This is a genomic window from Desulfocastanea catecholica, assembly GCF_054657295.1.
The window spans coordinates 1-18,068 of record NZ_BAAHYZ010000013.1 but is presented as its reverse complement, the minus strand read 5'-3'; the positions used below and the strand labels follow the sequence as shown (position 1 = coordinate 18,068).

Sequence of the window (18,068 nt, the reverse complement as noted above, 5' to 3'; positions counted from 1 at the left end):
TGGTCATGAATTCGCCAGATATGCGGCGAGAAACTGATCGAAATTGACTGTATCGCCCGCTTCAAGCTGCTGTTGTTGACGGAGCGACTCTTCGGCTGTCACGGCCAGGCCCTGCAGTATTGCAGCATCCGGAGCCAAACCCAGAAAGAACTCTTTATGTTCGCGGCTTTTCTGTAAAATCCATTCAGTATACTCCTGTCCGGTTTCCTGCAAGTCCGCCAGCATCCTGGCAGATGGCGTCAAATCCGGGTCGTCCAGTTTTTGCAATTGCTCGTCTACCGCCATACTGTACTCCTTGGTCCGATGCACCCTATCCAGCAGCTCACCGGTCATTTTTATCTTGTCGAGGAGCGCTTTGCCGGTGCTGACAAGACTGCTCTCTCCCCGGGGAGTGGCCAGCAGCAGCCCTGGTTCGCGCCCCCTGGTCAGTACTCTCTGCTGGTTGTCGATCACCATCCGGCACTCCGCCGGACAGATAACTGCATCACTCATCAGCAGGCAGCTGATCAGAAAAGCATCGAGAAACAGTGTTTGCCGGCGATCAATGCCCACCGGCAGGAAAGGATTATTGTCCAGGAGCCGAACTTCTATATATTCGACACCACTTGTCCGCAGGGCAGCAAGAGGTTTTTCTCCTGATCGGATACCCCTTTTCGGCCGGATGTCGCTATAGTACTCATTTTCAATCTGCAGAACACTGCTGCTCAGCTGGCGATACTGCCCGTCGACCTTGACACCTATTTTCTCGTAGGGCGGATAAGGGGTATGGATCGCCTTATCCAGGGAGGCGATAAACGTGTTCAGATGATTAAAGCAGATATTCAGAGAAGACTGGGCCTTGGTTGAATAGCCGAGATCGCTCATACGCAGCGAGGTCGCATAGGGCAGATACAGTGTCCGGTCACCCAGGGAGTGCAGTGGATGGAGTTTCCCTTTTAAAAAGGAAACATCCACCGTCGGGGAGGCACCAAAGAGATAGAGAAGCAGCCATGAATACCGGCGAAAGTTGCGAATCATTTTGAAATAACCGGACGACCGAAATGACTGCAGCGAATCAGTATTTCCCTGGAGCTGTTGAAGTGAGCGCCAGAAGTCATCCGGCAGCGAAAAATTATAATGTATACCGGCGATGGTCTGCATCATCTTGCCGTAACGATGCGCAAGGCCGACCCGGTATATATGTTTCAATCGACCGATATTCGATGGACCATACCGGGCGATGGGAATTGCCTCGGCATCGGGGATATGGCAGGGCATACTCCCTGCCCAGACAAGCTCCTCACTCAGTTGACCGTAGGTGAATTGATGCAGGCTTTGAAGAAACTGCAATGCTGCCGCACCGTCATCAAAACTGGGAGTAACGAATTCAAGAAGAGCTTCAGAAAAATCGGTGGTAACGGTACTATTGGTCAATGCCGAACCGAGGCCCCGCGGATGCTCTTTTTGTGACAACTGCCCCAAAGAGTCGACCCGCAAGCTCTCTTTTTCAATGCCTCGCAGGGCACCTTGTAAAAGTGAACTGATGTCGTTTTCGACAAGTTGCTCCAGTTCTTGCTCCAGTTGTTGTTCCAGATTGGATTCCACTGTTTCGCTCTTGTTATGTATGATCGGATGACAGCCTGCCACAAAGACACCAACTTCCAGTTTATCTTGTCAGTGCCTTACCCCCTCAAGGGGTAAAAAAAAATCCCAATTTTCTTCTGGTTCACCGGGATTTATCGTAAGGGATATATCGCCGGGGGGGCTCCGTCAAGCAAAGAGATACAAACTCCTGCCAACCATCGTTCTTTGAGCGTACCCCAGGACAAGTCGTTTGACAGGATGCAAGGTACGTTTTATCAGTATTCCTTGAAAACGTTCACCTGTCCCGAATCAATGGGTATACCTGACATTTCCGGTAAGGGCGAATGTCTGCAGCTCGGCCGTAAAGAAGGTCTAGCTTTAATTGACAGTAACATTTCATATTTTACAGAGGATATTCCATGAAACTGTATTACGCTGTAGGTGCCTGTTCTCTCGCACCGCATATCATTCTCCGGGAAACCGGTTTGCCTTTCCAGCTGGAACGCGTCGATTTAGCCAGGCATCAACTGGCCAATGGTCAGGATTATTTTCAAATCAGCAAGCGTGGTCAGGTGCCGCTGCTGGAACTCGACGATGGCAGCAAAATTGCCGAAGGCCCGGTAATCAGCCAGTATATTGCCGAACAGGCCGAGCGCAAGGACCTGCTGCCGCCGAGCGGTGCGCTGGAGCGGTACCGCGTGCTCGAATGGCTGAACTTCATTTCATCGGAGCTGCACAAGTCGTATTCCTTACTGTTCAACAAAGAGCAGCCGGAAGAGGCCAAAGCAATTACTCTCCGTGCTCTGCGTAAAAAATACGAGTGGGTGGCAGAACAGTTGAGTGGTAAAGATTACCTGATGGGCGACAATTTTACAGTAGCGGATGCATATCTTTTCGCGGTGACAAATTGGGCGGAAAACTTTGCCCTCGATCTGTCCGACCTCGAACCAATCGAGGCATTTCAAAAGAGGGTCAAAAGCAGGCCCGCTGTGCTCGAATCCCTCAAAGCCGAGGGTCTTGATTCCTGACCCCGGCACACCGGATAGAGGCCGGAACTTTGTTCAGTACCCTCTTGTGGAGTGCTCTTTTCAGTACCCCCTTGAGGGGTGCTCTTTATAGTACCCTCTTCAGGGGTACTCTTTTCGGTACCCGGGCATTGCAAGGGCTCTGGTTATTGTCGTGCAGCAACCAGGCGGAGCTGCAGACTGATCAAATCAAAGACCTTATGCATGCCAAGATGCTCAAAAAACCGGGTGGAACCATAAATCACCTGCCATTTCGTCCGGTCAATATCAAAATGGGCATCCAGGACCAGAGAATTATCCGCCATAAGCACCACAGTGGCATCAAACTCAAGATCGGCTGCAACACCTCGTAATTCTAATTCGCCGTTGACATGGTAATTGCAGGCGGTCAACCAGCCGGGTTCGATACATGCGGCTTTTTTGATGGTAAAAACCGCCCTGGGAAACAGGTCGGTAAAGAAAAAATCGTCCGACCGGAGATGGTTTTCCAACACTGGCTGTAATTCATTGCCTTGCAGATTTTTGTTATGGATAGTGGTCATGTCGATTTCAATCATTCCGAATATCATTCTCTCTTCGATATAGAGCTCGCCGCCGGCAATATCCACTGTACCGAAATGGCGGGAATTTGCATTGCGTCCCACCCACTCCACCTCGCTTAGCTGATGATCAATCCGGTATTGCCCGTCAGGTACTATCACCGTCGTCTGCAGGTCATCCTGCCGGTCGGCTGCTTCGCCTTTCAGCTCATAGCCGGCCTCACGCCATGCCTCCAGTCCCCCATCGAGAAACGACACCTGCTGGTACCTGGCCCGATCCAACTTTTCCAGGGCAACCGCCGCATCCCGGCTGCGGCTGCTCGAACCATAGACAACAATCGGCCGGTGTTTATCTGCAACGACACCAGCCAGATCATCGAGGAAGGAAACCTGAAACACACAGACATTTTCGGCGCCGGGGATGTGCCGTCCGGCAAAATGCTCGGGTGACAACAGATCTATGACCACCGTGTCTGGTTTATTCATTATGAGGGTTTGTAAGGCATCAACGCTCACTTTATTCTGGTCAAATTTCGAAGTCATGGCTTTCCTCATTTAAAATAAGTTGTTACACTTTTCAGTCTGCCGATCGGCCTGTTATTGCTGTGCATAATGCAAGGGGATGCTTCACGGAAATCCCTTTGTCAATACCCATCACCTTAAACACAAAACATTGATCAGGCGAGGAGCTTGTCCGAGAATAGGTATTTTGTTCAAAATCGAGGCGTTTTAGGAAAATAAGCACAGGCATATAGTTAATATCGGAGTCTACGCTTACCTCCGAGCATTATTTTCCTAAAACAACGAAGAGTTTGGGAAAAAGGGCATTCTCGGACTTGCTCCTGATGGCCTCAGCTAAAATAATAGTCCAGGACGCATCAACTTCTCTACCATGGGGAAACGCTATGTATGATATCAAAGTGTATCGCGATTTTATCAAAGACAGCATTCGAAAAACTATCGATTTTCGGAAGAGTGACCAGAACAGAGGTGTTCCCGTACCACCATTGGAGGAACATGTTGATCTGAAATTACCTCGCATCTCTCTTCCTGACAGATCATCCTGGGGTCCTGTTGTAAAAGAAACTCATCTTGTGGACGCTATTGGTAATCGACGCAGCAGGCGAAACTATAATGACCAATTCCTGAAGGTTGAAGAATTGGCCTTTCTGCTCTGGGCGACACAGGGACAAAGACAGCCGGGAAAACAGCCTGCCCATTTCCGCACAGTGCCTTCAGCCGGTGCAAGACACAGTTTCGAGACGTACCTGTTCATTCACCGGGTGGAGACAGTACCCCAGGGGCTGTATCGTTATCTTCCTCTCTCCCATGAGCTTGTTCTGATATATGGCACCGATACCCAGTTTAAAACCAGACTATCCCAGGCAGCCCTGGGGCAAAGGTTTGTCGCTGACAGCGCGGTGACGTTTATCTGGACAACCGTGCCTTATCGTATGGAGTGGCGGTATTTACAGGCAGCACATCGGGTTATCCTGCTCGACGCAGGTCATGTCTGCCAGAATCTCTACCTGGCATGCGAGGCGATTGATGCTGGAACCTGTGCCATTGCAGCCTACGACCAGGAAGCGATGGATGAATTGATCCAGGTAGATGGCAAAGAACAATTCGTTATCTACCTCGCACCTGTGGGAAAATATTAGATCGCCATCTGTATGATGCCGATGGCTATAATTGACATATTACGTCGAGTTCATCGGCGAGCTGCGGCGAGACCGGTGATTTCTGGAAAGAAATGGGTCTGTAACAAATGGAATAAACTGTAGGATTTCGTCCCCCGGTTTGGAAAATCGCGAAAATCAGAAGGTAAAGAGCTTCACACCTTCTTCACGAAGCTTTTCGGCAACGACAGGGGGTTGAGCAATGCTTACGCCGTCAATAAGAACGGCAGGGTCTGCGCCTTTATTTGGAAGAAAAAGCGGACACATCTCTATAGTAGCGCCGCTCTCGATCAACCCCAGAAGAAGCATCTGAGGAGACTTGTTGAGCGGTTTGATCATGGTCTGCTCACTGTTTTTTACGGCCAATTCACCAGCAGGTCCGCAGAGGAGCATACGGACGCTCTTACCCTGATTAATCGTCTGGGTGGACAGGACCATCGCCATCATCTGTGTCTGCGCGTCAGGTGTTGTGACGACAACAAAAAGACCTTTTGTTTCATCATCAGCAGCATGAGACTGCAGCGACATCACTACCATCATCAGCAAAGCCAAAAGTGCAGCGGTACATTTCATAGAACGCATCATGTCAATTCTCCTTTTTTTCTATTACTGTTGAAGTGAACCCCGAAGGCAAAAAACCGGGGCAGCAGCATACAGCAAGCTCAGTGACCCGCTTCCCAGAACACAGGATAGCGATAGTTCTTAACAAAATCAATGCGCAGGAAACACTTCACAACAGTCACTCTAGCACCAGGAATTTGTCCGAGAATGGCCAACCTGGAAAACTGCTTTATTTTTCTCCCTGACTTTTTAGTTTAGGAGGTGGCGTTTAGTAAAAGAGAATCTTATTGAACCCTTCTTTCTTTTGTGAGGCGAGCTTTTGTCAATCCGGATAGCCCTGACCCGCCAAGCTCCATAAGGTGGTTGCACAGAAAAGTAGTGTCACACCTGAAATGGCCTTTCGCTTAGAAAAAGCCTTTGGTGGTGTCGCCGACACGTGGCTCAAGATGCAGCTGAATTATGACCTGGCTCAGGTGCGTGGCCGTTCTTCGGCTATCGTTGTAAAGAAATTGGTTGCCAAAACAGCCCATCTTAAGAAGGAGCATTCCGGCACATTTTAAAACGCGGAGTTGAGCAAAAAGGGCGTTCCCGGACAGCCTCCTGGTGTTTTAACGAGATCCCCAGTGGGTTGTTATGGTCACGCTTTTAATGATGAGCTGAATATTCATCCAGTAATCTGCGAATCATTTTCTGATACTGGGTATTGTGCTTTTTTGCTTCCTTCTTAAAGAACTCAACGCTCGTTCTGCTGAGCGAAATTGTAACTTTGACAGTTTCTTCTTTCAGGGCAAGTTCCTCCGGTGAGGGAAGAAAGTCGTCAATTACTTTTACCTTGCCAATTGCTTCATCCGAGTATTTTATTTTCTCTTTCATATATCTTTCTCCCCTTTCGCCAATACCCGGCACCAATAATTCTAATTTTGTACTTTCGATAAGTAAATCTTACTGTCAAGATACCCTCACCGACCTTGCCGAGGCAATAATATCACTTTTCGTCCAGGCTATGCTCGAGGTCCTCCAGAATAATACGATGGTGATCGAGGAAAGCAAGTTGCGCCATAGCAAATGAAACACCATGTTTTTCTGTGTTTATTCGGCTCTTGGATGAGTCCCACTCAAAATCAGATGTTTTGGTCATACGAATACAATAAGGTGTCGAAAAATTTGTGTCAATATAAATATATGGCTAATCGTATGGACATTGGACCTTGGACCGTTATAAAGAAGTTGATATTTTACATAAAGGTTCCGATTGGCCATACACCCCGCTTACTAAGGCTTTCCTCATCCGTCCCCGACAAGATAGTCTCACTTTACAGCAGACCAATATATACCTCACAAACTCAACGCTCGTTCTGCTGAGAGAAATTGTAATTGTGCTACACTGCATTATTGACACCTTGTCAGATTTTGTTATAAAATTTTCTTGATTTCAAATTCATCTATATTGATCCAAGATAAAGCCAAACCTGCCGCAAGACAGGGACGGAAAGCTGCGGGTCTTAACAAAACAGATAGCCGAGCTGCCTATTTTAAAAGGTTGTTCGGCTATTTTTGTGTAACAGAAGAATTTTGATAAACTGGTGAAAAGTCCCGGCAATGTCATTCCGGGCTTGCCCCGGAACCTACATCTGTATGAAATCAATGCCTTCCAAGGGCATAATGTATGGTCTTTATGTTTGTGCTAATAATCTGATACAGCGAGTGTGCAACGCATAAAGTCGATTTTCTCATTTAGCCGTGAAAACATTATTCAAACATAATCGGCAGGATTTGTTTGATATGTCAATGGTCTATCACAGGAGAACATTATGAAAAAGCTATTAACGACAATTGTAATTTTGGCATTCATGGCTCCAATAGGAAACGCATTTGGTTATGAAGATGTATATCCAGAAGATGCTGCTGACATGGTTTATTACGATGGAGCCTATATCTTGGATGTGCGAACCCCACAGGAGTGGAATTGGGTTGGGCATCCAGGTGTAAACCGAAATGGAGAAGGAGAATACTTAGATTATGAACATGTGCTGAACGTGCCTTATGAGGTCTACCATGAGGGATACATGAAAGGAGATGTTCTGATTGTCAATAATCAATTTGTTAAGGATGTCAAAAGATTACTTGGCAAAGATGCAACTATTATTACTATGTGTCGATCTGGTGTACGATCGGTGTCGGCAGCGATTGCCCTCGAGGACGCTGGGTTTACAGACGTTTATAACATGGTCACTGGATTTGAGGGTGATAAAGATTATCAAGGCTACCGTACTGTAAATGGTTGGAAAGTTGTTGGACTGCCATATAATTATTCAGGTGTTGGTGACTATAAAGATTAAGAACATAGGACCATTCGAATCCTGCCGCCAGAATATACCGTCACTGGACTTATCGTTCTGTCATAGCCTTACGTCAATATTTCAAACATATTTTGTATACTTTTTATCAGTACATTCGCCAGCCAATTTTTTCAGCCTTAGTAAGGCGATACGCCCCGCTTACTAAGGCTTTCCTCATTCCGTCCCCGATAAAACAGTCTCACCTGGCAACAGACCAATATATACCTCACGATAACCAGTCAGTGGCAGCAGGCAGGCACGTTCATCAACCTGACGACATCGTGGGCGACGTAATACAGTTCAGTGGCAAACCATTCTGTCTGCAGCACCCCGTCGTCGTCAAGATAATGGTGTGGTTCTTCCAGGACATTACCGTTCGACGGACCCAAACATTGATCAAACCGCCAGTAGCCATCATCACAGGCAATGCCGAGAGTGGCCAGACGTTCGCCGGATCTGGTGCGGATGGAAAAAACACAGTACGTCGACTCCAGGCACCGGCTGATATACTCCCGCCAGCAGTTATTCATCAGGGAGCCTTCCGCCTTGAGCAGCTTCGCCGAAGTGAGCGGCATTATCAAATATTCACCGACAAGCATTTCGGACAAGGTACAGTTCCATTTGCCCGTTCGCTTCTCGACTGAGGTCTCTCCTGCCAATTCGGCTGCAAAAATGGCCGGAAAATTTTCTAATTTTACTTGAGAGAGCATTGTCATTGTACCTCCAGACGTTGATAGTCATCATAAGATGTGACTGTCCCACCACATCCTCTTCCCCTTCTCGATCCTACAATGACACTATGACATACCAGGGGTATCACAGAGCGCCCCCCCTTGCATTTTTTTCATCTTTTTTTCCATCAACAATAAAAAATCATAATTTTGTTGCCGCCATCGTCATGACGTTTAGATTAAAGGCCTTATTGATAGATGCAGACCTTAAAGGCCTCGGAAAGGTTCACGCCGGCCATTTGCATGCCTATGAGCAACGGCGGCACCTGGCATGCCAAGATCGATTGGGAAGAGCCGACCACCTGGGGCATGACGATGTGCCGGTTTCCTGCCTTGTCGCCGGCACATCGGCAATAGTGTCGGGATAGGGCATCAGGATGACCAAGCGGCTTGAGTATCCCCAGAACCGGAAATACACCACCTCTCCTCTATTGACTGACTGGACAAATGTTGTACAATTGTCTCAAAGAAACAATTTCCTCAAGACAAAGGAGCACCATGGAACTTGTCATCGATACATCTGCATTGATAGCAGTGATCGTTGCTGAACCCGAACGGGACACAATTATCGAAATAACCAAAGGGAATACCCTGATTGGACCAGGCTCAATTCCATGGGAAATTGGCAATGCTTTTTCTGCGATGTTCAAGCAAAACAGGGTATCAATGAAGGAAGCGGACAAAGGTATACAGATATTCAATACGATTCCAATACGATATATCGAAACGGATTTTTCTAAAATTTTGTATTTATCCAAAGAAAACAACATGTACGCCTATGACGCATATTTTCTTGACTGCGCGATACGGCATAAAGCACCTTTATTGACACTGGACAAAAAACTCCGAATAATTGCCGAAAATCTCAATATCGAAACTTTGGAGGTTTAAAATGCAGGTATATTCCTATTCAGAAGCCAGGCAAAAATTGGCAACAGTGTTGAAGCAGGCTGAACGTAGTGGAAAAATTATCATCCGTAGAAAAGATGGGAGAACGTTTGCTCTTACCCCGGAAACAATGGCTACATCTCCGCTTGATGTTCCTTCAATAAAGGCCAAGATCACCACTAGCGAACTAGTTGATATTATAAGAGAAGGAAGGGAACGGTAGAAGTAATGCGTTCGCTTCTCTGGTGCATTTACGACTTGCCTATAACCAGTCCAGAACGCCCCACCACCAGTAATCCAGGGGAAAGAGCAGCACAACGCCGGCCAGCGCCAGGAAAATGCAGACCTTAAAGGCCTCGAAAAGATTCACGCCGGCCATTTGTTCAAGGCTTAAATGCTTTAAGCTGCAGTTCTTTTATTACCCTGAAATGCTTGACGTTACTTGAGGCCAGGGGCATATTATTTTCGACTGATGTGGCTGCGATGATAGCGTCACCTGAGCCAAGGCCGGACGACAAAGTGTATTCCTCAATGTATATAGAAGCCCGATGGCCAATATTCTCTGTCAGGGGAAGAACAATAAATCCGAATGTCGTTAAGAAATCCTTAGTGTATTTGTGCTGAGTTTTATTTTTTGCGTGCTGCAGTAACTCCATGTAGCTCTGGATGGAGAGATATTTTTCTTGTTCTTTTTCGAATAGATTTGCCGCCTTTTCATTGCCACGTTGAGCCCAGATAAAAATGTCTGTGTCAAATATCATCGTATCGAGGCCTCCTCAATTCTTTCATAACATCTGGCACAGATTGGCTTTCATCTTGAGATGACATTCCGAAAAATGGGTGTTCTCTTATTTTCAGGTGCGTACTCCCCCCAGCTGGAACCAAAATTCCTTTGACTTTGCCACGATATAGAACAGTCACTTTTTCATTTCTTTCTAAAGCCTTAAGCACATCGTTCATTTTATATCTTAAATCTACCACAGTAGCTTTCATGGTGAGCCCCCTTTTCTAAATGTATAGTCCAAGTATACATTAAATTTTTGAAGGGCTCAAGATGAAATATGGCCGACTTCCTGCCTTGTCGTCGGTACATCGGCAATAGTGTCGGAATCCTCCCCTTCTTCTCCCCTTCTGCAAGCCGAAATGGTCGGCCATGTTCATGGCGATGGGCACCAGCAGGATCACGCGCCCCAGGGCAGAGGGCATCAACAACCCGAACAGGGCACCGAAGAAGACCAGCCCAGCGATGAGTCGGGCATAACTTTGATTGAGGTGGTGCGCCGCTTTGCCGGCGATTCTTGTCCCCAAGCCGGTGACATTGATGCCGACGCCGAGGATAAGACCGCCGAAAATAAGCCAGAAGGCACCGGAAGAAAAACCGGAAAAGACGATCCCCGGTGGAGCGATGGCCAACAGTATCGCCCCGGTAAAAAAGATTAGCGCGGTGAGATATTCGGCAATCTTCTGCCTTTGAATAGAAAAGAGCCATTCTCTCTGGATCTTCTTAAACGAGTATTCTTGTCGCCTCCCGTAACCGGAAAATTTACACCACCCCCACCTTCGTGATACCAAGTGAAAAGAGTTGTATCTTTGCTTGATTCATCTCAAAGATTTTTCCTGTCACCGCTCGCGCAACAAAGGATAAGGGTTTATCGCCGTTGACTTCCACCAAATTTTTTCCGGACCCAGCACGGAGACCTCGAAGTGCAGATGCGGCGCCGCATCGCTGGCATTGCCGCTGGAACCGACCAGACCAATTGGATCGCCACTTCGTAATTGTTTGCCTTCCACGAGGCCCGGCGCATAGCTGTCCAGGTGCGCGTAGTAATAAACAATTTTTTCTGTGGGATCGAACTGGTAGACGGTCAGTCCGCCCTGATTGCTGTAGAACAGTTTCACGACTGTGCCATCGTCCGCTGCGATCACCTTAGTTCCCCTCCGCGCCATGATGTCGATTCCGTCGTGAATACGACCTCCGCTTCGTGCATTGGTGTAGGTGTCGGTCAACTGGCTGGCCTTGATACCCACGACCGGGATCAACAGGGGCTTCGAAGGAATCTCGGTCGACGGCCGGACCACCATCACCGGCGGTACTGCAGTCGCTGTGGTGGATTGCGGCGAGGAAGAGCTGGCGGCATATATTTTTATCGCTGGTGACAGCCATGGGGGCGAAACATCCGTCACGGGCGCTGCGCTCGCATTTGCTGTCGGCGTGGCGGATTGTTGTGGTGGGTTGTTGACTACCGATGGCGCGCCTGCCGCCAGCAGATGCGAACAGAACACTGCCTGTGGCTGCAAAGGCGCAGGCAGGATGAAGAAGACGAGAATGGAGGTCGCGCCGCACAGCGCGCCGAAGACGATGGACAACACATGCTTCAAAATAGGATGTGTGCGTCGCTCTGCTTTGTTTGCCACTGACGGGTCGGAACTCATGCCTGTAGAAACTATTCCTGCAAAATCGCTGGGGTGCCTTGCCCGGCGAGACCGCCTGCGCCGGCAACAGCGGTCGATCTTACTTCTCCATTTGGATCCATGTCTCGTCCAGTGTAAATCATAGTTAAGTCAACGGCATGTCATTAAATCATTTTTTATTAAAAAAAATGGAAATGTAAATCAAATGCTCGGTAAGGGCGATTGAGACTATTTTCTCAGCCTTAGTAAGGGGCTGTCCTTCCCCGACAAAAAACCTCACTTGGCGGCAGACCAATATACCTCACGACCACCAGTCAGTGGCAGCAGGCAGTCGAGTTCATCAATCTGACGACATCGTGGGCGACGTAATACAGTTCAGTGGCAAACCATTCTGTCTGCGGCACCCCGTCTTCATCAAGATAATGGTGTGGTTCTTCCAGGACATTACCGTTCGACGGTCCCAAACATTGATCAAAGCGCCAATAGCCATCATCATCACAAGCAATGCCGAGGGTGGCCAGACGTTCTCCGGATCTGGTGCGGATGGAAAAAAGACAGTACGTCGACTCCAGGCACCGGCCGACATAGTCCCGACAGCAATTATTCATCAGGGAGCCTTCCACCTTGAGCAGCTTGGCCGAAGTTAACGGCATTATCAGATATTCACCGACAAGCGTTTCGGACAACGTACACTTCCATTTACCCGATCGCTTTTCGACTAAGGTCTCACCAGTTAATTCGGTTGCAAAAATGGCCGGCAAATTTTCTACTTTCGATTGAGAGAGCATTTTCGTTGTACCTCCAGACGTTGATAGTCATCATAAGATGTGACTGTCCCACCACATCCTGTCCCCCTTCTCGATCCTACAATGACACTATGACATACCAGGGGTATCACAGAGCGACCCCCCCATGCATTTTTTTTCATAATTTTCCGCCATCGTCATGCCGCCAGTAGTCTGCATGCTGTTTCGTTTTCTTGCCGGACTTAAGAGAAGAGTATTAGGTGGGGCTGAGAAATCCCCGGACTGTCGAGGATTCGCTCAAGGAAAGGAATTTCCGCAAGGGCCAGATAAGTCTGTCATCAGAGAGCAGATCATCCTTGTCATCTTGAGAATGTGTCCTAAGTGCTTATGCTTTTTTCTCACCTGCATCTATCTACATAAGGAGGGATGAATCATGGATAAAAACTACAGCTACAAACGCCTTTCCAGGGACGAAGCGGCCCTGCTGCTGGTGGACCATCAGTCTGGTCTTATCTCACTCGTGCAGGATTTCTCGCCCGGCGAGTTCAAGAATAATGTGTTGGCAGTGGCTGCTGCCGGAGCGTATTTCAAACTGCCGACCATTTTAACCACGAGCTTCGAAAATGGGCCGAATGGTCCTCTGGTTCCGGAACTGAAAGAGACATTCCCGGATGCGCCATACATTGCCCGTCCCGGTCAGATTAACGCCTGGGACAATGAGGATTTTGTCAGCGCGGTCAAGAAAACGGGCCGCAAACAGCTCATCATCGCTGGAGTCGTGACAGAAGTCTGCGTTGCCTTCCCTGCATTATCCGCTGTTGAAGAAGGCTACGATGTGTTTGTCATCACCGACGCCTCCGGTACATTCAACGAGGTCACCAGACACAGTGCCTGGCTGCGCATGCAGGCTGCGGGTGTACAGCTTCTGAACTGGTTCGGCATGGCCTGCGAACTCCACCGCGATTGGCGTAACGACATGGAGGGACTGGGCGCCTTGTTGTCCAATCATATTCCAAACTATCGTAACCTCATGACAAGTTATTTCGCACTGAACAAGTAAATGGATTCAGGAGAAGTTGCCCGTACAGATACCCTGTTCAGCACACTGCCACCTTGCGCCAGTGAACATTTCAGAGCATTTTTTATAAGTGCTGAAAATTGAAAATCGGTAGGTGGATTTAAATTTAGCGGGTGAACCGGCAAAACCGGACAAGATAATCGTCGCGAACTGGACAAAGTAATTGACACTTAATAGAGAAAAAATGTCGCTAAAGATTTAGCAGTCACGATCAAAGATTATATAGAGTAACCATACGAAAAAATCGACGAGGACTCTAACGCAAAAAAAAACCCTGATCTCAAAGGACCAGAGTTTTTGAAGTTTACCAACAAACAATCAAAGGGAATTCGTCAAGGGTTGTCCTTTTTAATTGCCACGCCTGTTGCCCAAAGGAGCCCTCCCGGGTCAATTCCTTGATTCAACAAAATAACATGGGTAGCCCCTAGAGGAGCAGATTTTGCCCTTAAAGAATTGTGCATTTTAGCTGTTTCTGAAGGTACATGTTTTGCTGCTGTAATAGATGCAAGTTCGGTATAATTGAAATCAGGTTTTGTCATGATGATTTCAATAGAATTTGGATCTGTCGGTGGATTGTAACCTTTACTTGTTTTTGTTACATCCACAGTTGCACAAGCGGATAATAACATTATAGAAATACAAGTTAAAATATAACAACCAATTTTCATTTTTTGCCCCCTTAGTCTTTTTGATATTTAATGGCAGTCCCAACAATCCTTGTATATGTACCTACAATTTTGTTATTTTCTATTTTTCCTTTGTAATAGTCCTTTCCTGCCCATTCTTCTGTTCCGGAGTAGTAGCCTCCCAAAATCGTCACTATTACAGCATCGGCGCCAATATCTGCGGCTCTTTTTCGCATACCGTTGGCAGATTCACCTCTCATTTGAAAATCTGCAACAACTATGTATGGTTCAGTAGGTTCAGAAGTAAGAAGTTCAACCTCAGCTACAGGTCTTGAAGCGTACCTCTCAGTTGCATAGTACCTGTTTGCTACATCAGTGGCACAAGAACTCAGTAATAATGAAATTAAAATAATTAACAAGTGTATTTTGCAGGAACGCACATTCATCTTGAGTACCATAATCTGAGATTGGTGAATATCAGAAAGCATTGACTTTAGGGTGATACAATAAATTGCAAATAGTTGCAAACCTATTGTTGATTATTAGGTGACAAAAAAAGCCTGACACTACGCTACATGTAACAAAATGTAGACAAAAGAGCTAATATAATTTGGTCATTACAATCCCAGGCTCTCAGGAAAAAAAACATGTTTTGATCGATATGAAATATTTTGACTCCTGAAAGTTTAAACGTAATCCCTAAAAACACCACCTTAAAAGGGGAGTTACTGCAGGGCGTATTAACTAATTGCTATCGTAAAAAAATGTAACTATTTTCTCAAATTCATTACAGGTTTGATTTTCTTCAATTATTTTACGCAAGTTGCTATAGTATGGATTTATTAAGTAAATTAGATCATTTCTTTTTTGTCTGGTGTTGGTTGTCGTAGTAATAATTACCTTATTTTTTATTAACTTATCGATAATGTCATTTCTTGACTTAAATTTTTTGCGTATTTCACTTGCCAATTTATTTTTAAAAGCACCGTTTGACCAGAAGAATCTAATAACTTTTTTTATCTCGTTTATCTTGCCATCTTCTCGCTCTTTTAGTGCGCTATATTTCTGCTTTAACTGTTCTTCTATACATGCAAAGTCGTCACATGTAGAAAAATCAAAGTTATCAAGAGTCATCTTGGTTGTAGAATTTTCTTTATTTAATGGACCAATGAAAGTACAGTAAGAAAAATGTGTATTGAGATCATATTTGCAATCAAAAAAATATTCGTAATTTTCAAAATGGCAGTTGGTAAATTTTATCGATTTGAAATCGAAAATTGGCTTAGCTTTGTTGCTTGAATGAAGATTTATTATGTGTAGTTTTTCAATATTTCCATCACTGTCTGCATAAAAATCTTTCAATAGTGCTGTTCTACTATCAACAGTACAAACTTTATCCTTAGCTAATATTAATAAAAACAGTGAGGAATTTATTCTTCTTGATATTTCCTTATTAATGTTTAATGCTGGAATCACTTTTTGAGTAAAATTCAATATTCGATATTGAAGATTTTCTAAGTCTAATTCTTCGATTCGTTTCAATACTGCTTTAGTAAAGCTGTTATCATAGCTAATGTGGTCAATAATTACATCTATTAACTCGTCGGATATATTGTCATAGACTTCTTTCTTCAGAAAAGAAGAAAGCGAAATTGTTTTAAAATAATCTGTAAAAAAATCGTAACGAAATCTAATTGTTTCTCCTTTTTCGTCGTTAATTATAAGCGGATGACCTTTGAATTTCTCAATTGCAGTTCCACTATATTTTCTTCCAAAGGAATCTTTTAACCCCTTGAAATGTTGATGATGAATTACACCATCAAAATCTGTAGCTATGTTTGTAAAAAGGTTAATCTGCTCATCTATAGGTAATGTTTCCAGTTTAATAACTTCTCTTTCACACACTTTTCCAACTAAATAGTCATTGGTAAAAATTGCAGGTAAAAGGAGGTTGCTGTCAATTTCTCCAGAAGAAAAATCATCCAGAAGATTCTCTGATATCATATCCAATATATATGGTATATAAATGTTTTTATCTTCGCGAGAAATTGCAAAATGGTTTGCAAGACTCAGAGCCTTGTCAAGCTTTCCTGAATCAAAAAAATAAGAAAAATATTTTTTTGTTAATTCTTCATTGAAGGCGCTTAGTGTTATTGTTTTTATATCACGTGATATGTTGTTTTTATCCCAAAAATAATCGCGACAAGTAATGATAATCTTAGACTTTGCCAAGTTATGAGAATAGTTGCTAAATATCGCTTCAATAAATGTATTGACATTAAACTTGCTACCCATTTTTGTTATTACTTCATCAAGACCATCCAGTGCTATTATTAGGTTTCCATTATCTATAGACAGTTCTAATAATTTCTTATTAAATCGTTTTCCAACGCTATTTTTCTCTGCGACGACAGCATAAAAATCAAAAAGATCTTCTACGGAAGTGTGACGCATTATTTCGTTAATGATCTCATGTGAGCTAATGAACAATATATTAGCTCTCTCATCCTTAAAGATGTCTTTGTATAGGATATCAAGAAAATACTTTAAAACGGTAGTCTTTCCAATACCACCAGTCCCTTTTATAACCAATAGAGGGTTGTCAACTTCTGCATACCACTCTTTTAAAAGAATATCAGCACTTTTGCTGCTTATTTCTTCTGTAAACGGCTGTACGAAATTCTTTATGTTAAAGTTTCCTTGATGGAAGATATTCGGGTCGAATAGCCCATTGTATATTTTTTGAAGTGAAAATTCCTCTAAATAATAGACTTCAACCTCTTTCCAATGTTCTTTTGCCTGCTTTTCTAATCTTTGCTTGTCTGCTATGCCTCCTTTTGGGTTAAATTCGTCTATTAGAAATATTTTCTTTATTCCTTTGGCTACATAGTTGGCCTGCAGTATATATTCTATTGTTGCTTTTCGAGATGTGTATTTTGAGAAGTATAGAAAATCAAATGGCGTAGAATATTCGCCAGTTATGCTATATATCTCAAAATATAATCCGGATGATGACTTTTTAGATTCAGCAATCTTGGCGCAATTAGAAGAAGGAAAATACTTATCTTTAAAAGCTTCAACGGTACTTCTAATTGATAGGTTCCGGCTTGGATAGTATTCGACCCTGCTTTTTAATACACTGTCTTTTAAAAGCAATATTTTCTCTGTTGTCGCATTTTTGTTTTCTGGGGTATTGTCACTCTTAAGCGTACGTATAATTATGTTACCTTCACGAAAAGATTCATTTGATTGAAGAAGTTCTTTTATTTCTAGCAGATAAGGTGCTGGGAAGATTTCAATTACTAAAACATTTTTATTGTTTATTCTTACAGTATGCAAATCAAATACAGATTCGATATTTATGAGGTCATCTGAATCTTGATACAATGGAGTATTTTTGAAATGAGTTTTTAGCTTAGCTATAATTTTGTTTTTGGCATCTGACAATTTTGAGAATAGACTTATCTGCTCTTTGTTGATATCAATATTATAATCTTGACATTCTCTTTTTTTTTCGTCGAAACCACAAATTAGATATTTTTTTGAGGTTACTTCACTGTTTGTGTTTATCAATGCAGAAAAGTCTTTTAAAAATTCCCCCCAACCTTTACTTCTGTTCTTTTCATTATTACTCCAATACCAATATGATTTAAACTCTAACCATTCATTTTCTTCTAATCTTATTAAGTCGTTAGTAATGGTTTCTATACTACTATTCATTTTGATTCCTTTAATAGATTCAACGATAGTGCTAAGGCTTGCAATTACGAATCATTTCAATGAACTTTTGATGATTGTGATCATGAGTCGACATTTCCTTGATTAAATCATAACGTCTGAAAATTCATTTCAGAGGATTGTTTCAAAGTCAATATAATTCC

General features: G+C 44.3%; 20 protein-coding genes, 2 pseudogenes and 1 riboswitch. Of the genes and pseudogenes, 8 read left to right on the top strand and 14 right to left on the bottom strand.

Annotated features, from left to right (window positions below; translation table 11 throughout):
* Positions 1-3: 3 nt before the first annotated feature.
* Positions 4-1,584, bottom strand: coding sequence for a glutamate--cysteine ligase (gshA, locus tag ACYQ8U_RS12865; RefSeq protein WP_459945950.1), 1,581 nt, complete (start codon positions 1,582-1,584; stop codon positions 4-6).
* Between the two features lie 398 nt (positions 1,585-1,982).
* On the opposite strand from gshA, the gene gstA reads away from it, so the two are divergent.
* Positions 1,983-2,591 (top strand): glutathione transferase GstA, encoded by a 609-nt coding sequence (gene gstA / locus ACYQ8U_RS12860; RefSeq protein ID WP_459945949.1) that lies wholly within the window; start codon positions 1,983-1,985, stop codon positions 2,589-2,591.
* A 143-nt stretch (positions 2,592-2,734) separates the two neighbouring features.
* Here the strand turns inward: gstA and ACYQ8U_RS12855 are convergent, their stop codons facing one another.
* Entirely contained in the window at positions 2,735-3,670 is a 936-nt protein-coding gene (locus ACYQ8U_RS12855; protein ID WP_459945948.1) for a YceI family protein, read from the bottom strand.
* Between the two features lie 362 nt (positions 3,671-4,032).
* Between ACYQ8U_RS12855 and ACYQ8U_RS12850 the strand changes: the two genes are divergently transcribed.
* Entirely contained in the window at positions 4,033-4,788 is a 756-nt protein-coding gene (locus ACYQ8U_RS12850; RefSeq protein WP_459945947.1) for a SagB/ThcOx family dehydrogenase, read from the top strand.
* A 156-nt stretch (positions 4,789-4,944) separates the two neighbouring features.
* Here ACYQ8U_RS12850 and ACYQ8U_RS12845 read toward each other — a convergent pair whose 3' ends face one another.
* Positions 4,945-5,391, bottom strand: coding sequence for a DsrE family protein (locus ACYQ8U_RS12845; protein ID WP_459945946.1), 447 nt, complete (start codon positions 5,389-5,391; stop codon positions 4,945-4,947).
* A gap of 332 nt (positions 5,392-5,723) precedes the next feature.
* Between ACYQ8U_RS12845 and ACYQ8U_RS12840 the strand changes: the two are divergent.
* A pseudogene (locus tag ACYQ8U_RS12840) lies at positions 5,724-5,927 on the top strand (HigA family addiction module antitoxin); the annotation flags it as partial.
* A gap of 85 nt (positions 5,928-6,012) precedes the next feature.
* Here ACYQ8U_RS12840 and ACYQ8U_RS12835 read toward each other — a convergent pair.
* Both ACYQ8U_RS12835 and ACYQ8U_RS12830 read right to left on the bottom strand, forming a co-directional pair.
* Entirely contained in the window at positions 6,013-6,240 is a 228-nt protein-coding gene (locus tag ACYQ8U_RS12835; RefSeq protein ID WP_459945945.1) for a CopG family transcriptional regulator, read from the bottom strand.
* A pseudogene (locus tag ACYQ8U_RS12830) lies at positions 6,212-6,505 on the bottom strand (BrnT family toxin). Before ACYQ8U_RS12830 ends, ACYQ8U_RS12835 begins: the two are co-directional and overlap by 29 nt.
* 314 nt (positions 6,506-6,819) lie before the next feature.
* Positions 6,820-6,898: riboswitch (cyclic di-GMP riboswitch) on the top strand.
* 280 nt (positions 6,899-7,178) lie between these two features.
* On the opposite strand from ACYQ8U_RS12830, the gene ACYQ8U_RS12825 reads away from it, so the two are divergent.
* The gene (locus ACYQ8U_RS12825; protein WP_459945944.1) at positions 7,179-7,706 is read left to right on the top strand and encodes a rhodanese-like domain-containing protein; all 528 of its coding nucleotides are present in this window, start codon (positions 7,179-7,181) and stop codon (positions 7,704-7,706) included.
* A 239-nt stretch (positions 7,707-7,945) separates the two neighbouring features.
* On the opposite strand, the gene ACYQ8U_RS12820 is transcribed toward ACYQ8U_RS12825, so the two are convergent.
* Positions 7,946-8,422 (bottom strand): PcfJ domain-containing protein, encoded by a 477-nt coding sequence (locus tag ACYQ8U_RS12820; RefSeq protein WP_459945943.1) that lies wholly within the window; start codon positions 8,420-8,422, stop codon positions 7,946-7,948.
* Positions 8,423-8,635: 213 nt separating this feature from the next.
* On the opposite strand from ACYQ8U_RS12820, the gene ACYQ8U_RS12815 reads away from it, so the two are divergent.
* The 3 genes from ACYQ8U_RS12815 (at position 8,636) to ACYQ8U_RS12805 (ending at position 9,548) form a co-directional block, all read left to right on the top strand.
* Complete coding sequence (locus tag ACYQ8U_RS12815) at positions 8,636-8,794, top strand: hypothetical protein (protein WP_459945942.1); 159 nt, start codon at positions 8,636-8,638, stop codon at positions 8,792-8,794.
* A 141-nt stretch (positions 8,795-8,935) separates the two neighbouring features.
* Entirely contained in the window at positions 8,936-9,328 is a 393-nt protein-coding gene (locus tag ACYQ8U_RS12810; RefSeq protein ID WP_459945941.1) for a type II toxin-antitoxin system VapC family toxin, read from the top strand.
* Position 9,329: 1 nt separating this feature from the next.
* Positions 9,330-9,548 (top strand): type II toxin-antitoxin system Phd/YefM family antitoxin, encoded by a 219-nt coding sequence (locus tag ACYQ8U_RS12805; protein WP_459945940.1) that lies wholly within the window; start codon positions 9,330-9,332, stop codon positions 9,546-9,548.
* Positions 9,549-9,708: 160 nt separating this feature from the next.
* On the opposite strand, the gene ACYQ8U_RS12800 is transcribed toward ACYQ8U_RS12805, so the two are convergent.
* The 5 genes from ACYQ8U_RS12800 to ACYQ8U_RS12780 all read right to left on the bottom strand — a co-directional run bounded on the left by ACYQ8U_RS12800 (position 9,709) and on the right by ACYQ8U_RS12780 (position 12,525).
* Positions 9,709-10,086, bottom strand: a complete 378-nt coding sequence (locus ACYQ8U_RS12800; protein ID WP_459945939.1) for a type II toxin-antitoxin system VapC family toxin — start codon at positions 10,084-10,086, stop codon at positions 9,709-9,711.
* The gene (locus ACYQ8U_RS12795) at positions 10,076-10,318 is read right to left on the bottom strand and encodes a type II toxin-antitoxin system Phd/YefM family antitoxin (RefSeq protein WP_459945938.1); all 243 of its coding nucleotides are present in this window, start codon (positions 10,316-10,318) and stop codon (positions 10,076-10,078) included. The genes ACYQ8U_RS12800 and ACYQ8U_RS12795 overlap by 11 nt, the downstream gene beginning before the upstream one ends.
* Before the next feature lie 39 nt (positions 10,319-10,357).
* Positions 10,358-10,897: an SLC13 family permease gene (locus ACYQ8U_RS12790; protein ID WP_459945937.1), complete on the bottom strand. Its 540-nt coding sequence runs from the start codon at positions 10,895-10,897 to the stop codon at positions 10,358-10,360.
* Between the two features lie 48 nt (positions 10,898-10,945).
* A complete protein-coding gene (locus ACYQ8U_RS12785; RefSeq protein WP_459946066.1) occupies positions 10,946-11,704 on the bottom strand; it encodes a M23 family metallopeptidase in 759 nt (252 codons plus the stop codon).
* A 347-nt stretch (positions 11,705-12,051) separates the two neighbouring features.
* Positions 12,052-12,525, bottom strand: coding sequence for a PcfJ domain-containing protein (locus tag ACYQ8U_RS12780; protein ID WP_459945936.1), 474 nt, complete (start codon positions 12,523-12,525; stop codon positions 12,052-12,054).
* A 391-nt stretch (positions 12,526-12,916) separates the two neighbouring features.
* On the opposite strand from ACYQ8U_RS12780, the gene ycaC reads away from it, so the two are divergent.
* Positions 12,917-13,543, top strand: a complete 627-nt coding sequence (ycaC, locus tag ACYQ8U_RS12775) for an isochorismate family cysteine hydrolase YcaC (RefSeq protein WP_459945935.1) — start codon at positions 12,917-12,919, stop codon at positions 13,541-13,543.
* A 350-nt stretch (positions 13,544-13,893) separates the two neighbouring features.
* On the opposite strand, the gene ACYQ8U_RS12770 is transcribed toward ycaC, so the two are convergent.
* The 3 genes from ACYQ8U_RS12770 to ACYQ8U_RS12760 form a co-directional block, all read right to left on the bottom strand.
* On the bottom strand, positions 13,894-14,229 hold the full coding sequence (locus ACYQ8U_RS12770; RefSeq protein ID WP_459945934.1) for a hypothetical protein: 336 nt from the start codon (positions 14,227-14,229) through the stop codon (positions 13,894-13,896).
* Between the two features lie 11 nt (positions 14,230-14,240).
* Positions 14,241-14,606, bottom strand: coding sequence for a hypothetical protein (locus ACYQ8U_RS12765; protein ID WP_459945933.1), 366 nt, complete (start codon positions 14,604-14,606; stop codon positions 14,241-14,243).
* Positions 14,607-14,931: 325 nt separating this feature from the next.
* Positions 14,932-17,907, bottom strand: coding sequence for an RNA-binding domain-containing protein (locus ACYQ8U_RS12760; protein WP_459945932.1), 2,976 nt, complete (start codon positions 17,905-17,907; stop codon positions 14,932-14,934).
* Positions 17,908-18,068: the final 161 nt, after the last annotated feature.

Coding starts and splice junctions, on each gene's coding strand:
- gstA (WP_459945949.1), top strand. CDS start 1,983: ATGAAACTGTATTACGCTGTAGGTGCCTGTTCTCTCGCACCGCATATC.
- ACYQ8U_RS12855 (WP_459945948.1), bottom strand. CDS start 3,670: ATGACTTCGAAATTTGACCAGAATAAAGTGAGCGTTGATGCCTTACAA.
- ACYQ8U_RS12850 (WP_459945947.1), top strand. CDS start 4,033: ATGTATGATATCAAAGTGTATCGCGATTTTATCAAAGACAGCATTCGA.
- ACYQ8U_RS12845 (WP_459945946.1), bottom strand. CDS start 5,391: ATGATGCGTTCTATGAAATGTACCGCTGCACTTTTGGCTTTGCTGATG.
- ACYQ8U_RS12835 (WP_459945945.1), bottom strand. CDS start 6,240: ATGAAAGAGAAAATAAAATACTCGGATGAAGCAATTGGCAAGGTAAAA.
- ACYQ8U_RS12825 (WP_459945944.1), top strand. CDS start 7,179: ATGAAAAAGCTATTAACGACAATTGTAATTTTGGCATTCATGGCTCCA.
- ACYQ8U_RS12820 (WP_459945943.1), bottom strand. CDS start 8,422: ATGACAATGCTCTCTCAAGTAAAATTAGAAAATTTTCCGGCCATTTTT.
- ACYQ8U_RS12815 (WP_459945942.1), top strand. CDS start 8,636: ATGCAGACCTTAAAGGCCTCGGAAAGGTTCACGCCGGCCATTTGCATG.
- ACYQ8U_RS12810 (WP_459945941.1), top strand. CDS start 8,936: ATGGAACTTGTCATCGATACATCTGCATTGATAGCAGTGATCGTTGCT.
- ACYQ8U_RS12805 (WP_459945940.1), top strand. CDS start 9,330: ATGCAGGTATATTCCTATTCAGAAGCCAGGCAAAAATTGGCAACAGTG.
- ACYQ8U_RS12800 (WP_459945939.1), bottom strand. CDS start 10,086: ATGATATTTGACACAGACATTTTTATCTGGGCTCAACGTGGCAATGAA.
- ACYQ8U_RS12795 (WP_459945938.1), bottom strand. CDS start 10,318: ATGAAAGCTACTGTGGTAGATTTAAGATATAAAATGAACGATGTGCTT.
- ACYQ8U_RS12780 (WP_459945936.1), bottom strand. CDS start 12,525: ATGCTCTCTCAATCGAAAGTAGAAAATTTGCCGGCCATTTTTGCAACC.
- ycaC (WP_459945935.1), top strand. CDS start 12,917: ATGGATAAAAACTACAGCTACAAACGCCTTTCCAGGGACGAAGCGGCC.
- ACYQ8U_RS12770 (WP_459945934.1), bottom strand. CDS start 14,229: ATGAAAATTGGTTGTTATATTTTAACTTGTATTTCTATAATGTTATTA.
- ACYQ8U_RS12760 (WP_459945932.1), bottom strand. CDS start 17,907: ATGAATAGTAGTATAGAAACCATTACTAACGACTTAATAAGATTAGAA.